Genomic DNA, 14488 nt, shown 5'->3' with positions numbered 1-14488 from the left:
AGCCCCCGCCGGATGGGAATCAGATGATCCTCTACATCGCGAAGCGCCTCGGGGCGGGCGTCGTCCTCGCCCTCCTGGTCACCTTCATCACCTTCCTCCTGCTCAGCACGTCCTTCCGCGACGTGGCGAGCACGATCCTCGGCTCGTCCGCGACGCCCGAGAACGTCGCAGGCCTGATGGCCTCGAAGGGCTGGGACCGGCCGGTCCTCGTCCAGTACGTCGACTGGCTGCTGCACCTGCTGCGCGGCGACCTCGGCATCTCCGTCTACACCTCGCTGCCGGTCGGCCCGTCCGTTCTGCAGCGGCTGGCCGTGACGCTGTCGATCATCGTCCCGGCGCTGATCCTCACCGCGGTCATCGCCACCGCGCTCGGCGTGTGGGCCGCCTCCCGCGGCGGCATCGTCGACAAGATCGCCCAGGGCATCTCGCTCGTCGGCTACCTCGTTCCCGGCCTCCTGCTCGCGATCGGCCTGGTCGTGGTCTTCGCCGTCCAGCTGAAGTGGCTGCCCGCCACCGGCTTCACCCCGTTCGCGGAGAGCCCGGCCGGCTGGGCCCGCAGCATCGTCATCCCCGTCATCGTGCTGATGATCGGCGGCATCGCCGGTCTCGCCGCCCAGGTCCGCGGCCGGATGATCGACGAGCTCCGCCGCGACTACGTCCGCACCCTGCGCACCCGCGGCGTGCCGACCCGCGCGATCGTCCTCAAGCACGCCTTGCGCAACGCCGGCAGCCCGGCCCTGACCGTGCTGTCCCTCGAGTTCATCCAGATGTTCGGCGCCGCCCTGATCATCGAGAACGTCTTCGCCCTCCCCGGCTACGGCAGCTACGCGTTCAACGCCTCCCTGCAGGGGGACATCCCGGTCGTCCTGGGCATCGCGGCGTTCGGCGTCGCCCTGGTCATCGTGGTCAACCTCGTCACCGACCTGGCCAACGGCTGGCTCAACCCGAAAGCGAGAGTCCGATGACCCCGTCCGACGACAGCGCCCGCGCGGCCGGCCAGGCCGAGGGGCAGGCCGCCCCTCCGGCGCAGTCCACTCCCACCTCGCAGGCCGCGGGTGCCGGCCACGCCGACGCCGCTCCGCTCACCCGCGGGATCGCGATCCCGAGCACCGAGGGGCTGCAGACCATCGCGGCCGAGGTCCGCGCCGCGCGGACGCCGCTCTGGCGGCGGCTCCTGCGGGACCCGCAGGCGCTGATCACCTCCGTGCTCCTGCTCCTCGTCCTCCTCGTCGGCGTCCTCGCCCCGCTGCTCGCACCGATGGGAGCGAACGACTCGAGCCTCTCCGCGATCAACGCACCCGCCGGGACCCCGGGCTACCCGTTCGGAGCCGACGAATCCGGCCGCGACATCCTGAGCCGCATGATCCTCTCGACGCAGACCGCGGTCGTCGCCGGCCTGATCGGCGCCGGGGTGGCCCTCGTGATCGGAGTCGTGGCCGGCCTGATCGGCGGCTACTTCGGCCGCGTCACGCAGGCGACCACCGAGTGGGTCTTCAGCCTGATCATGACCTTCCCCGGGCTGCTCCTGCTGATCATCCTGATGCCGGTGACCGGCGGCGACTACCGCGCCACCATGCTGATCTTCGGCGTCCTGCTCTCGCCGGGCATCTACCGGATCGTGCGCAACCTCGTCCTCGGGGTGAAGAACGAGCTCTACGTCGACGCCGCCCGCGTCTCGGGGCTCGGCAACCTCCGCATCCTCGGCCGGCACGTGCTCTCCGTCGTCCGCGGACCGATCATCATCGCCGCCGCCTTCCTCTTCGGCTCGGCGATCGCCGTGCAGTCCGGCCTGGCGTTCCTCGGCGTCGGCTCCCTCGAGGTGCCCAGCTACGGTGCGATGATCGCGTCGGGCTTCCGCAACCTCTACATCGCGCCGACCCAGTTCCTCTGGCCCAGCATCGGCCTCGGCGTGATCACCGCGTCCCTCGTCCTGCTCGGCAACTCGCTCCGCGACGCGCTCGAGGGCTCGAAGCCCACGCCCGCGAAGATCGGCGGAGGGCAGCGGGTCGTCGCCGACGAGGCCGTCGACCGCGAGCGGGCCGCCCGCTCCCTGCTCGACATCCGCGACCTGGTCATCGCTTACCCGAGCCCCGACGGCACCCTCAACGAGGTCGTCCACGGCGTCTCCCTCACCGTCGCCCGCGGCGAGGTGATGGGACTGGTCGGCGAGTCCGGCTCCGGGAAGTCGCAGACCGCGTTCGCGACGCTCGGCGTCCTACCGAACGAGGCGGTGGTCGTCCGCGGCTCCATCCTCTTCGACGGCACCGAGCTGATCGGGCTCTCCGACGCCCAGATGCGCCCCCTCCGCGGCAAGGCGATCTCCTACATCCCGCAGGAGCCGATGTCCAACCTCGACCCCTCCTTCACCGTCGGCGCGCAGCTCGTCGAGGGCGCCCGCGCCGCGCTGGGCATCTCGAAGAAGGAGGCCCGATCGCGCGTCCTCGCGCTGCTCGCCCGGGTGGGCATCGCCGACCCCGAGAGCACCTTCCGCTCCTACCCGCACCAGATCTCCGGCGGAATGGCGCAGCGCGTCCTCATCGCCGGCGCCGTGGTCAGCCGCCCGAAGCTGCTGATCGCCGACGAGCCCACGACGGCCCTCGACGTGACTGTGCAGGCCGAGATCCTCGACCTGCTGCGCGACCTGCAGGACGAGCTCGACATGGCCGTGCTGCTGGTGACCCACAACTTCGGCGTCGTCGCCGACGTCTGCAACCGCATCGCCGTGATGCGCCGAGGCGAGATCGTCGAGCAGGGCGAGGTCGAGGCCGTCTTCGACGCCCCCGAGCACCCGTACACCGCGATGCTGCTCGACTCGATCCTCGACGAGGAGACGGTCAGAACCGACCCGCCGGTGACGGCGACGACCACCGGAGGTGCGGCGTGAGCCTGCTCGAGATCCGCGACCTGCGCGTCGCCTTCCCCGGCCGCGGCTTTCGCGCCAAGCCCGTCGAGGTGCTGCACGGCATCGACCTCGACGTCGCAGCGGGCGAGACCGTCGGCCTCGTCGGCGAGTCCGGCTCGGGCAAGACCACGATCGGCCGCGCCGTCCTCGGTCTCGTCCGGCCCTCCGCCGGAACCATCCGCTTCGACGGCAAGGAGATCGGCGGTCTGCGCGGCGCCGCGCGCCGCGCGATCGCGGACCAGATCCAGGTCGTCTTCCAGGACCCGTACACCTCGCTGAACCCGTCGATGACGATCGGCGAGATCCTCGCCGAGCCGCTCGTGGTCCAGGGCGCGACCGCCAAGGACGCCCGAGCCCGGGTGCGCACGCTGCTCGATCAGGTCCAGCTGCCGTCCGACGCTCTCGAGCGGCTGCCGCGCGAGTTCTCCGGCGGGCAGCGCCAGCGCGTCGCCATCGCCCGCGCGCTGGCCCCCGGCCCCCGCCTGATCGTCTGCGACGAGCCCGTCTCGGCGCTCGACCTCTCCACCCAGGCACGGGTGATGGAGCTCTTCGTCGAGATCCAGCGCGCCACCGGCGTCGCCTACCTCTTCGTCTCGCACGACCTCTCCGTCATCCGGCACATCAGCCACCGCGTCGCGGTGCTCTACCGCGGCGACCTGGTCGAGACGGGAGACGCACCCACGGTCACACTGACCCCCTCGCACCCGTACACCCAGCGGCTCTTGCTGGCGGCCCCGGTCGCCGACCCGCGCCGCCAGAACGCGCGCCGCGAGCAGCGCCGCATCACGCTCAAGGAGGCCTCATGACCGCGCTCGCCCTGCCCGGATTCCACCCTGACCCATCGATCTGCCGGGTGGGGGAGCAGTACTTCCTCATCACCTCCAGCTTCGAGTACTTCCCCGGCGTCCCGATCTTCACGAGCACCGACCTCGCGACCTGGACGCAGCTCGGCAGCGTCCTGGACCGGCCCTCGCAGCTCGACGTGCGCACCGGCATCGAGAACGCGAGCGGCGGAATCTACGCCCCCGCCCTGCGCCACCACGACGGCCGCTTCTGGATGGTCACCACGAACCTGCACGAGATCCGCGACGGACACCTGATCGTGCACGCCGAGGACCCGGCCGGCCCGTGGAGCGAGCCCGTCCGCACGACCGGGCTGCTCGGCATCGACCCCGATCTCTCCTGGGACGAGGACGGCGTCTGCCGGTTGACCTGGTCCGACGTCGTGAACGGCGGCATCTCCCAGGCAGTCGTCGATCCCTTCACCGGGGAGGTGCTCTCCGAGCCGACGGAGATCTGGCGCGGCACCGGCGGCGCACACGCCGAGGGGCCGCACGTCTTCTCCCGCGGCGGCCGGTGGTACCTGGTGGTCGCCGAGGGCGGGACGGCGCACGGCCACATGGTGACGATCGCGCGGGCGGACGCTCCCGACGGCCCGTACGAGTCGAACCCGGCGAACCCGATCCTCAGCCACCGCAGCACGACCGATCCCGTGCAGTCGACCGGTCACGCCGACCTCGTCGAGCTCGCCGACGGCGGCTGGGCGATCGTGCACCTCGGCACCCGCCCGCGCGGCTCCTTCCCGAAGTGGCACACCAACGGCCGCGAGACCTTCCTCTCCGGCATCGACTGGGTCGACGACTGGCCCGTCGTCGTCGAGGACCGGTTCGTACCGGCCGCCACCGCGGCCGACCTCGACGAGCGCTTCAGCGGTCCTTCGCTGGATCCGCGCTGGATCGCGCCGGGCGCGGTGCCCGCGTCGTTCGCGTCGCCGTCGGCCGAGGGCCTCCGGCTCCTGGCCGGCCGCGCACCGCAGTCCCCGGCCGCCGAGCGGCTGCTCGCGGTGCGCGCGACCGAGCAGACCTGGACCGCCTCCGTCGAGGGCGAGGGCGACCTCTCCCTGACGGTCCGGATCGACGACGAGCACCAGGCGATGGTGGAGCGCGTCGGCGGCGTCGTCCGCGCGCGCCTCGTCGTCGGGCCGCTCGACCAGGTCCTGGAGGAGCGCGAGGACCTGGGTGCGCTGGCGCACCTGGTCGCCCGCGCGGATCCCTTCGGCGGGCAGCCCGGCCAGCGGCAGGGTCCGGATCGGATCGTCCTCGGCGCCGAGGGCCCGGAGGGGTTCGTCGAGCTCGCGTCCTTCGACGGCCGGTACCTCTCGACCGAGGTCGCCGGCGGCTTCACCGGTCGGGTGATCGGCGTCGAGGCGCTGGGCGCCGACGCGCTGGTGACCCGGTTCACGCTCTCGGCCGCGTGAGGGGCACGACCGCATGAGGGGGAGCACCGCGACGCCGACGTCGCAGTCCGGCGTCGGCGCCGTGCAGAAGCCCCTCGGGCGGCTCGCGATCGCGCTGCTGGTCGCGGCGACGTTCGGCTCCGGCATGGCGATGATCGTGCCGATGGCCTACTCGCTCGCGGTGCGGCTCGAGGAGCTCGCCCCGGGCCGCCCGGACCTGCTCGGGGTGCTCCTCGGGGTCGGATCCGCGGCGACGCTGGTCGTCGCGCCGCTCACGGGCGTGCTCAGCGATCGCACCCGGTCGCGCTGGGGTCGCCGACGGCCGTTCACAGTCGCCGGCATCGCCCTCGGCGTCTCAGCGGTCCCGGTGCTCGTGACCGCGCCGACCGTCCCGGTCCTCGCGCTGGGCTGGGTACTGTCGACGGTCGGCTGGAACACGGCGGGCGCCTCGATCGGCAACTGGCAGGCCGACCGGCTGCCGCCTCAGCAGCGCGGCACCGTCTCCGGGCTCACCGGCCTCACGATGCAGATCTCACCGGTCCTCGGCATCCTGCTCGTCGGGACCGTTCGCTCGGAGACGCTCCTGGTCTTCGCTCTCCCGGCCGCCGTCGGCCTGCTGCTCGCCGGCGCGTTCGCGTGCTTGGCCGCTGACCCCGACAGCCGCGGCCCGGCGCCGGTCGACCGGATGACATTCCGCCGGATCCTCGGCAGCTACACCTTCGACCCGCGGGCGTTCCCCGACTTCACCTGGAACTGGATCGGCCGCTTCGTCTTCTTCCTCGGGCTGAGCCTCACCACCAGCTTCACCGTGTTCTTCTTCGCGCAGCGCCTCGACCTCGCGGTGCCGGACGTCGCGGGGGTGCTCGCGCTGACCTCGGCGCTGAGCATCGGCACGGCCCTCGCCGGCTCCCTCGGCGGCGGCTGGCTCAGCGATCGCACCGGAGTCCGGCGGCCGTTCGTCGTCGCGGGCGCCGCGCTGTTCGCCGCCGGCTCGATCGTCTCCGCCACGGCCGGCGCCCTCCCGGCGCTCCTGATCGGCTCGCTGCTCTCCTCCCTCGGCATCGCGCTGTTCTCCGCAGTCGGGCAGGCGCTCTCGCTCGATGTCCTCCCGCACCGGGAGACGCAGGCGGGTCGCTACACCGCGATCACGCTCTTCGCGCAGAAGATCCCGGGAGTGATCTCCCCGCTGGCCGCGCCGCTGGTGCTCGCACTCGGCGGCGGCGAGAACTTCACCGCCCTCTACCTCACGGCGGCAGCGCTCGCTCTGCTCGGCGGTGCGCTCATCGGAGTGACCGTCCGCCGTCCGACCCCCTGACACGTCCGGATCGCTCCGCGATCCCTCCGACTCCTCGACCACACTGAACCGCGTCGGCCCCGTGCCGACCCGAAGAGAGGCAAGCATGCTGAAGCCCCGTCCCACTCCCACCCGAGAGCTCGTCAACCTCGACGGCGTCTGGCGCTTCGCGCTCGACTCCCGCGTCGACGAGTCGCCCTGGTCCGCGACGCTGCGCACCCCGCTCGAGGCGGCCGTCCCCGCCTCCTACAACGACCTCTTCACCGACCCGGAGATCCGCAAGCACGTCGGCTGGGTCTACTACCAGCGCACCGTGCGCGTGCCGCGCGGCTGGGGCGAGGACGACATCCTGCTCCGCTTCGACGCGGCGACCCACGCCGCGAAGGTCTACGTCGACGACGAGCTCGTCGGCGAGCACGTCGGCGGGTACACGCCCTTCGACGTCGACATCACCGACCGCGTCGCCGCCGGCGGGGAGTTCCGCCTCACCGTCGCGGTGAGCGGCGACCTCACCAACGAGACCATCCCGCCCGGCCGGATCGACGTGACCGCGACCGGCAAGCGCAAGCAGACCTACTTCCACGACTTCTTCAACTACGCCGGACTCGCCCGCTCGGTCTGGCTGCACAGCCGGCCGAAGCGCCGCATCGACGACGTCGTCGTGGTGACCGGATTCGAGGGTACGACCGGCTCCGTCGACTACCGCGTCGAGTCGACCGGCGGAGCCGGCGTCCGGGTGCGCCTCGAGGACGCTAACGGCACCGTCGTCGCCAAGGGGGAGGGCGCGCAGGGGGTCCTCGAGATCGCCGATGTCGTGCTCTGGAAGCCCGGCGCCGCGTACCTCTACCAGCTGACCGTCGAGCTGCTCGACGGCGACGACGTCGTCGACAGCTACCCGCTCGCCGTCGGCGTCCGTACCGTCGAGGTGCGCGGGCACGAGTTCCTCATCAACGGCGAGCCCTTCTACTTCACCGGCTTCGGCAAGCACGAGGACACCCCGATCCGCGGCAAGGGCCACGACGACGCCTACCTCGTCCACGACTTCCAGCTGCTCGAGTGGATCGGCGCCAACTCGTTCCGCACGTCGCACTACCCCTACGCCGAGGAGGTCCTCGAGTTCGCCGACCGCCACGGCATCGTCGTGATCGACGAGACCGCCGCCGTCGGCCTGAACATGGGCGTCGTCGGCGGGATGAGCGGCACACCGCCCTTCCCGACCTTCTCCGACCAGTTCGCCAACGACAACACCCAGGCCGCGCACGCGCAGCACCTCCGCGAGCTGCTCGTCCGCGACCGCAACCACCCCTCCGTCGTGATGTGGAGCATCGCCAACGAGCCGGCCTCGAACGAGGAGGGCGCCCGCGAGTACTTCGAGCCGCTCGTGAAGCTCGCCCGCGAGCTCGACCCGACCCGCCCGCTCACCTACTCCCTGGTGATGTTCGCGACCTTCCAGAACGACAGGATCATCGACCTCTTCGACGTGATCAGCCTCAACCGCTACTACGGCTGGTACATCGCCGGCGGCGAGCTCGACGTGGCGCAGGCCTACCTGCAGGGCGACATCCAGGGCTGGATCGATCGCATCGACAAGCCGATCATGATGAGCGAGTACGGCGCCGACACCGAGCCCGGCCTGCACTCCGTCTGGGAGGACCGCGTCTGGACCGAGGAGTACCAGATCGCCTACCTCGAGGCCAACCACCGCGTCTTCGACCGCTTCCCCCAGTTCGTCGGTGAGCAGGTCTGGAACTTCGCCGACTTCGCCACCGACAACGGTCTGCACCGGGTCGACGGCAACAAGAAGGGCGTCTTCTCCCGCGACCGCAAGCCCAAGGCCGCCGCCTGGGCGCTGCGCAAGCGCTGGCGTGGGCTCGACGGTGCGAAGCCGTCCAGCGATGAGTAGCGAGGGCGGCGCCGACGCACCGCCGCTGCGCTGGGGGATCCTCGGCACCGGCCGCATCTCGGAGTCCTTCGTCCCCGACATCCGCGCGGCCGGCGGCGTCGTCGGCGCGGTGTGGGGGAGGCGCACCGAGACGGTCGAGGCCTTCGCCGCCGCGCACGGCGTCGCGCGCTCCACGACGGAACTGGACGCCCTGCTCGGCGATCCCGAGATCGACATCGTCTATGTCGCCACGCCGCCGGCCACCCACCTCGAGCTCGCCACCCGCGCGCTCGAGGCGGGCAAGCACGTCCTCGTCGAGAAGCCGATGACGACCAGCGCCGCCGACTCCGCGCGGCTCTTCGAGGTCGCCGCGGAGAACGACCGCTTCGTCATGGAGGCGATGTGGATGAAGTTCAATCCCCTCCACCTCGAGATCGCGCGCCAGATGCGCGACGGCGTCCTCGGAACGCCCGGCTACGTGCGCGGTGCCTTCGGGATGCCGTTCCCCGCCGGCGGCAGCCGCTGGCAGGCCGATCTCGGCGGCAGCACGGTGCTCGACCAGGGCATCTACCCGGTGACCCTCGCCGAGTGGCTGCTCGGCCCCGTGGTCTCGATCACGGCGACCGGAGCCGTGCGGGACGGCGTCGACGTGGCGGCGCAGATCGCGTTGGGACACCTCGACGGGGGGTCGTCCCAGCTGGCCTGCTCGGTCCTGGAGTTCCTCGACCCGTCCGCCTCGATCAGCGGTACCGCCGGCTGGATCGAGATCCCGGCGATGTTCTGGGCGGGCGACGTCGCCCGCGTGCACGCGGGCTCGCAGGGAGCGCTGTTCGGCGAGCCGATCCCGCTCCGGCGACCCCGAGAGGGCAACGGCTACTTGCCGATGATCCGATCGGTGGCGGCGACGGTCTCGGCGGGTCTCCTCGAGCATCCCGAGCACGATGCCGCGGCGACCCTCTCCGTGGCGCGGGTGCTCGACGAGATCCGCGGACAGGTCTTCGGGGAGGCTGTCCGATGACCGTCGCGGGGGGTGGTGCTGCGGCCGCGGTGCGCGGCGGGTTGGCGTCGCGCACGGTCAGCAGGGATGATCGCTCCATGCCCCTCGCCGCACCCCTCCGCCGGTCGACCGATGCCTGACGGGATCGCGGCCGAGATCCCCGCCGAGCTGGCGGCCCGCCTGCACCGGCGCGGGGGCGCGGCGACGATCTACGACATCGCGGAGCTGGCCGGCGTCGCCCCCTCCACCGTCTCGCGCGCTCTGTCGAAGCCGGGGCGGATCAGCGCGAAGACCGAGGCGCGCGTCCGCGCGGCGGCGGATCAGCTGAACTTCCGCTTCAACCCTATGGCTCGCGCCCTGCTATCCGGGCGGAGCCACACGCTCGCCCTCGTCGTCGCCGACATCACCAACCCCGTCGTCTTCGGCATCGTCCGCGGCGCCGAGCACGCCGCCAGTGCGGCGGGCTACACGCTCGTCATCGCCGAATCGCAGGAGTCCGGCGAGGCGGAGGCCGAGGCCATCGAACGGCTGATCCCGACCGTGGACGGCATCGTGCTGGCCACGACCCGCCTCTCCGACGAGCGGATCGTCAGCATCGCCGAGCGCAAGCCGGTCATCCTGATCAACCGCGCCGTCCCGGGGGTGCCGAGCATCCTTCCCGACGTGGAGAGCGGAGTCGGGGAGCTCCTCGAGCACCTGGCCGCGCTCGAGCACCGATCGATCGTCTACCTCTCGGGCCCGGACACCTCGTGGATCAGCGACCGGCGGTTCGAGCGCATGCTCGAGGACGCGGACCGACTCGGCTTCGCCCTGGTCGAGATCGGGCCGAACGCGCCGACGATCGACGGCGGGAAGGACGCCTTGAGGCGGGTCCTCGCCGCTCGGCCGACGGCGGTCATCGCCTTCAACGACCTCCTCGCCCTCGGACTGATGCAGGCGGCGGCGGGACAGGGGATCCGCGTGCCTGAGGAGCTCAGCGTCGCCGGTTTCGATGACATCTTCGGCAGCGAGCTGATCTCGCCGCCGCTGACGACCGTGCGCGCGCAGCTGGTCGAAGCGGGTCGGCGCGCCGTGGCCGACCTGCTCGCGGGCCTCGCGGGCGAGGCCATGAGCGACGCCCGGCCGACCCTCACCACCACTCTCGTCGTCCGGGGCTCGACGGCCATCGCTGCGCCGGAGAGGCCATAGGCCTTCCAAGGCCCTGGTCCGAGTAGCGCTTCGATATCGCAGCGAGGAGCTATGCGCGGCCATGCCGACGGCCCGAGCGCTCGGATTCTCTCCTCGGGCACCGAGGCCGCCGGCAGTGCAATGGCACCGATCCAGTGCGGATGCGGTGACCGTGCCTCGCCGTCCCTTCGACACGACGTCGAGTCGCCGCGAACGGATCGTGGAGACGGAGACGACCGGACTACGCCTGTGGACGGTGAACGCCTCGTCCCGGCCGCTGAATCACAGGGTCTCGTGCAGCCAGACCCGCATCTCGCCTCGCCCGCGGTTGGCCCAGTCGTAGTAGGGCGAGAAGACGAGCGTGGTCGGCGTCGTCTCCGGTTCGTCGACGCGGTACAAACCGTCGCCGGGGACCGTCCAGGCTGTTCCGTCGGCGGTGAGTCGCGCCGCATGGAGGTCTGAGAGCGCGGGCGCCTCGAGAACGGGCGTGTCGATGGCGAGGGCGCGCAGGTGGAGATCGGTTCCGTTGTCGGTCTCCTCGAGCGCGTAGATGAGGGGTCCGTGCGCGACGGCGACCTGGCCTGCGTGGTCGATGAGCCGGGGGTCGGGCCGGAGACGTCGCGGCGCGCGCGTGAGCAGCAGTTCGACCTCGTCTCCGTCGCGCCAGACGCGCGTCGCGGTGGCGTAGCCGTCCTCCGTCGCCGCATAGGTCTCACCGGCTTCGACGTCCGATCCGACGAGAGTGAGGACGGAGTGGGCCGACCAGCCGGGTACGCGGAGGGAGACTGAGAAGGGTCCCTCGGGGGCGCGATCGACGCGGATGCGCACGCGACCCGTGCCGAGGACGTCGGCGGCGACCGTCACTCTCGCGACGCTGCCGCCTGCAGGCACCTGCACTGACGCGGAGATCGCGAGGTGCACCACCAGCGCTCGGTCGCTGGTCGCGAAGGCGTAGGAGCCTAGCGAGGTGAGCAGGCGCGCGATGTTCGGTGGGCAGCAGGCGACCTCGAACCAGTCGTGTCGGCCGACGCCGCCTTGGCTGGCGAGGGGATTGTCGTAGAAGAAGCAGCGTCCGTCTCGGGAGAGTCCGGCGAGGACACCGTTATAGAGCGCGAGCTCCATGACGTCTCCGTAGCGGCGATGGCGTTCGAGGCGGAGCATGCGCTGCGCCCACATCATCAGCCCGATGGCCGCGCACGTCTCCGCGTACGCAGTCTCATCGGGGAGATCGAAGTCGGTCGTGAAGCCCTCGTTGACAGCGGAGGTGCCGATGCCTCCGGTGACGTACATGCGACGGGTGGTGAGGTGTGTCCAGAGCGTGCGGCACGCCTCGAGCAGCGAGTCGTCACCGCGCTCTCGAGCGAGGTCGGCCATCGCCGAGTAGAGGTACATCGCGCGGACCGCGTGTCCGACCGCCTCCGTCTGCTCGCGGACAGGAGCGTGGGCCTGCACGTACTCGCGTCGGCGGCCGGGGTGATCGGCGCCGGGGAAATGGTCGCCGAACCAGCCGGGCGTGCCGCGTCGCGCGGCCTCCTCGTCGAAGAAGTAGGGCTCTCGGCCCCGCTCCTCGACGAAGTACGAGGCGAGGTCGAGGTAGGAGTCGTCCTCTGTGGCGTGGGCGAGCTTGACCAGGGCGAGCTCGATCTCCTCGTGGCCGTCGTAGCCGCGGATCTGACCGGGGCCGCGGCCGAACGTGCGGCCGATCAGGTCGGCGTAGCGGCGGACGACGTCGAGCAGAGTGGTCTTCCCGGTCGCGGCGTGGTGCGCGACTCCCGCTTCGATGAGGTGGCCGGCGCAGTAGAGCTCGTGAGCGTCCCGGAGGTCCGTCCACCGCTCCTCCGGTGCGACGACCGTGAAGTAGGTGTTGAGGTAGCCGTCCGCCCCCTGGGCCGCCGCGAGGATCGCGATGACCGAGTCCAGTCGCGCGTCGAGCTCTGCATCCGGCACCGCGATGAGGCTGTAGCTGGCGGCCTCGATCCACTTCGCCACGTCACTGTCCCAGAAGATGTGGGGGACCGGGTCGCCCTCGCGGGGTTCGTTCTGAAGGGCGTGGAGGTGCCCGACGGTCTCGAGCTGGTGGTACTGGAACGGGATCGTCTCTCGCCGGACGGTCTCGATGCGGGGACTCCAGAAGGCGTCGTCGATGCTGACGTCGCGGAGGGGGACGGGGGCGCCTCCTGTGAGGGGAGTCGTGTCGTTCATGATGGTCAGCCCTTCAGAGCGCCGGAAGTGAAGCCGCGGACGTAATACCGCTGGAGGAGGAGGAAGAGGAACAGGCAGGGCAGCGCCGAGACGATGACGCCGGCCTGGAGGGCGCCGTAGTCGACCTGGCCGAGGCTGCCGCTGCGCAGGCTCACGAGGGCGACCGGCAGAGTGAAGCCGGATCCGCTCGTGAGGAAGATCAGGGGAGCGATGAACTCGTTCCAGGAGGCCAGGAACGCGTAGAGCGAGATCGTCACGACTCCGGGGACGACGCCGGGCAGTAGCACTCTGCGAAATGCGCCCATGCTCCCGCAGCCGTCGACGTAGGCGGCCTCGTCCAACTCGCGGGGGAGCGAGTCGAACGAGTTGCGCATCATGAAGAGGCTGAACGGCAGCTGCAGCATGATCATCACGAGTGCGAGGCCGACGAGGCTGTCCTGCAGCCCGAGCCAGCCGAGCAGCACGTAGAGCGGGATGAGGAGCGTGGCATACGGCACCATCAGGATCGCGAGGGTGAGGACGAAGAGGGCGTTCTTGCCGGGGAAGCGCAGCCTGGCGAACGCGTAGCCCCCAGGCACGGCGACCAGGAGCACGCCGATCACGGTCATGACGGCGAGCGCGGCCGTGTTGCCGAAGTAGGTGCCGAATCCGCTGCCGTAGTCGATGACACGGGTGTAGTTGGCGAAGCCGAATCCTCCGTCGGAGGAGGCGCCGCGCCCGGTCAGCGAGGATACGAGCGTCCAGAGGAGGGGGAGGAGGAAGACGAGGGCGATCGCGGCCGAGACGGTGTGACGCGCGGCGGAGGCGGTGGTGCTTCGGGAGGTCATCGTTCCTGTTTCAGACGGTGTTGTCACGTCGCAGCAGCGCGAACTGCACGAGGTTGAGGACGAGGAGGAAGCCCAGCACGATCAGCGAGAGCGCGGCAGCGGTTCCCAGGTCGTACTGCACGAACGCCTTGCGGTAGAGAGCGATCACCAGGGTCACGGTCGAGTTGTCGGGACCGCCGCTGGTGAGCACGTAGAACTGATCGAACGCCAGCACGCTCCCAGTGACCGAGAGGATCAGCATCAGCGCAATCGAAGGGCGCAGCAGCGGCACTGTCACCGAGACGAAGGTCCGCCATGGGCCGGCTCCGTCGACACGGGCGGCCTCGTAGACCTCGTCAGGAATCGCCTGGAGCCCGGTGAGCAGGATCAGCATGTAGAAGCCGGAGAACCGCCAGACGACCAGGACCACCGTCGACCAGAACGCGCCCTCCGGCGTCGCGACCCACGCGATGGGACCGATGCCGACAGCGGCCAGCAGATCGTTGAGTCCGCTGGACTGCTCGGTGTAGAGCCCGTAGAAGATGAGGGCGCTCGAGGAGATGCCGATGGCTGCCGGGATGAAGAACGCGGTCCGATAGAGGGCGGTTCCGGGCCGCGACTGCTGCACGAGCAGAGCGAGACCCAGCGCGACGAGGCTGAGAACGACGGTGGTGACGATCGTGTAGACGAGGGTGAAGATCGCGGCCTGCACGAAGAGCGGATCGGTCACCGCCGCGAAGTTGGCTCCACCGTTGGGCGAGGAGGCGCCGATCAGAGGCCACTTGCTCATCGCCATGACGGCGAGGAGGACGAGGGGGACGACGAAGACGACGCCGACGATGAGTGCGGTGGGCGTGGCGAAGAGCAGCCCGGTTCTGCGCTGATCGGCGAGGTGCTCGTTGACGCGCCGCGTCCGACGTGGTGGGCGAGCGAGTGCTGCGACGGGGGTCATGGTGATGCTCCTTCTCGGCGATGTGGACGAGGGATGGCCGGTGGGTCCTG

11 protein-coding genes are annotated in these 14488 nt (G+C 70.8%); 8 read left to right on the top strand and 3 right to left on the bottom strand.

Going from position 1 to position 14488, the window contains the following annotated elements:
- Nucleotides 1-23 precede the first annotated feature (23 nt).
- The 8 genes from GSU72_RS09725 to GSU72_RS09690 all read left to right on the top strand — a co-directional run bounded on the left by GSU72_RS09725 (nucleotide 24) and on the right by GSU72_RS09690 (nucleotide 10499).
- Nucleotides 24-965 carry an ABC transporter permease gene (locus GSU72_RS09725; protein WP_159984832.1) on the top strand — a complete coding sequence of 314 codons (942 nt, stop codon included), beginning with the start codon at nucleotides 24-26 and terminating at the stop codon, nucleotides 963-965.
- Nucleotides 962-2884, top strand: a complete 1923-nt coding sequence (locus tag GSU72_RS09720; RefSeq protein ID WP_159984831.1) for a dipeptide/oligopeptide/nickel ABC transporter permease/ATP-binding protein — start codon at nucleotides 962-964, stop codon at nucleotides 2882-2884. The genes GSU72_RS09725 and GSU72_RS09720 overlap by 4 nt, the downstream gene beginning before the upstream one ends.
- A complete protein-coding gene (locus GSU72_RS09715; protein WP_167306102.1) occupies nucleotides 2881-3708 on the top strand; it encodes an ATP-binding cassette domain-containing protein in 828 nt (275 codons plus the stop codon). Before GSU72_RS09720 ends, GSU72_RS09715 begins: the two co-directional genes overlap by 4 nt.
- Nucleotides 3705-5159: a glycoside hydrolase family 43 protein gene (locus GSU72_RS09710; protein ID WP_159984830.1), complete on the top strand. Its 1455-nt coding sequence runs from the start codon at nucleotides 3705-3707 to the stop codon at nucleotides 5157-5159. Before GSU72_RS09715 ends, GSU72_RS09710 begins: the two co-directional genes overlap by 4 nt.
- Nucleotides 5160-5172: 13 nt before the next feature.
- Nucleotides 5173-6453, top strand: a complete 1281-nt coding sequence (locus GSU72_RS09705) for an MFS transporter (protein WP_159984829.1) — start codon at nucleotides 5173-5175, stop codon at nucleotides 6451-6453.
- An 85-nt stretch (nucleotides 6454-6538) separates the two neighbouring features.
- Nucleotides 6539-8335 carry a beta-glucuronidase gene (gene uidA, locus GSU72_RS09700; protein ID WP_159984828.1) on the top strand — a complete coding sequence of 599 codons (1797 nt, stop codon included), beginning with the start codon at nucleotides 6539-6541 and terminating at the stop codon, nucleotides 8333-8335.
- Nucleotides 8328-9332: a Gfo/Idh/MocA family oxidoreductase gene (locus GSU72_RS09695; RefSeq protein ID WP_159984827.1), complete on the top strand. Its 1005-nt coding sequence runs from the start codon at nucleotides 8328-8330 to the stop codon at nucleotides 9330-9332. Before uidA ends, GSU72_RS09695 begins: the two co-directional genes overlap by 8 nt.
- A 111-nt stretch (nucleotides 9333-9443) precedes the next feature.
- The gene (locus tag GSU72_RS09690; RefSeq protein ID WP_159984826.1) at nucleotides 9444-10499 is read left to right on the top strand and encodes a LacI family DNA-binding transcriptional regulator; all 1056 of its coding nucleotides are present in this window, start codon (nucleotides 9444-9446) and stop codon (nucleotides 10497-10499) included.
- Nucleotides 10500-10760: 261 nt separating this feature from the next.
- Here the strand turns inward: GSU72_RS09690 and GSU72_RS09685 are convergent, their stop codons facing one another.
- Genes GSU72_RS09685 through GSU72_RS09675 form a run of 3 tightly spaced genes read right to left on the bottom strand, consistent with a single transcriptional unit; the run spans nucleotide 10761 to nucleotide 14438 of the window.
- Nucleotides 10761-12680: a beta-L-arabinofuranosidase domain-containing protein gene (locus GSU72_RS09685; protein ID WP_159984825.1), complete on the bottom strand. Its 1920-nt coding sequence runs from the start codon at nucleotides 12678-12680 to the stop codon at nucleotides 10761-10763.
- Nucleotides 12681-12685: 5 nt separating this feature from the next.
- Nucleotides 12686-13507: a carbohydrate ABC transporter permease gene (locus GSU72_RS09680; RefSeq protein WP_159984824.1), complete on the bottom strand. Its 822-nt coding sequence runs from the start codon at nucleotides 13505-13507 to the stop codon at nucleotides 12686-12688.
- A 10-nt stretch (nucleotides 13508-13517) separates the two neighbouring features.
- Nucleotides 13518-14438: a sugar ABC transporter permease gene (locus GSU72_RS09675; protein WP_159984823.1), complete on the bottom strand. Its 921-nt coding sequence runs from the start codon at nucleotides 14436-14438 to the stop codon at nucleotides 13518-13520.
- Nucleotides 14439-14488 lie beyond the last annotated feature (50 nt).

It is taken from the genome of Rathayibacter sp. VKM Ac-2760, from assembly GCF_009834185.1.
In the GTDB taxonomy this organism is placed as follows: domain Bacteria; phylum Actinomycetota; class Actinomycetes; order Actinomycetales; family Microbacteriaceae; genus Rathayibacter.
The sequence above is the reverse complement of the archived record's forward strand: the minus strand, read 5'-3'. Positions and strand labels throughout refer to the sequence as shown.

Coding starts and splice junctions, on each gene's coding strand:
- GSU72_RS09690 (WP_159984826.1), top strand. CDS start 9,444: ATGCCTGACGGGATCGCGGCCGAGATCCCCGCCGAGCTGGCGGCCCGC.
- GSU72_RS09705 (WP_159984829.1), top strand. CDS start 5,173: ATGAGGGGGAGCACCGCGACGCCGACGTCGCAGTCCGGCGTCGGCGCC.
- GSU72_RS09710 (WP_159984830.1), top strand. CDS start 3,705: ATGACCGCGCTCGCCCTGCCCGGATTCCACCCTGACCCATCGATCTGC.
- GSU72_RS09675 (WP_159984823.1), bottom strand. CDS start 14,438: ATGACCCCCGTCGCAGCACTCGCTCGCCCACCACGTCGGACGCGGCGC.
- uidA (WP_159984828.1), top strand. CDS start 6,539: ATGCTGAAGCCCCGTCCCACTCCCACCCGAGAGCTCGTCAACCTCGAC.
- GSU72_RS09720 (WP_159984831.1), top strand. CDS start 962: ATGACCCCGTCCGACGACAGCGCCCGCGCGGCCGGCCAGGCCGAGGGG.
- GSU72_RS09680 (WP_159984824.1), bottom strand. CDS start 13,507: ATGACCTCCCGAAGCACCACCGCCTCCGCCGCGCGTCACACCGTCTCG.
- GSU72_RS09725 (WP_159984832.1), top strand. CDS start 24: ATGATCCTCTACATCGCGAAGCGCCTCGGGGCGGGCGTCGTCCTCGCC.
- GSU72_RS09695 (WP_159984827.1), top strand. CDS start 8,328: ATGAGTAGCGAGGGCGGCGCCGACGCACCGCCGCTGCGCTGGGGGATC.
- GSU72_RS09685 (WP_159984825.1), bottom strand. CDS start 12,680: ATGAACGACACGACTCCCCTCACAGGAGGCGCCCCCGTCCCCCTCCGC.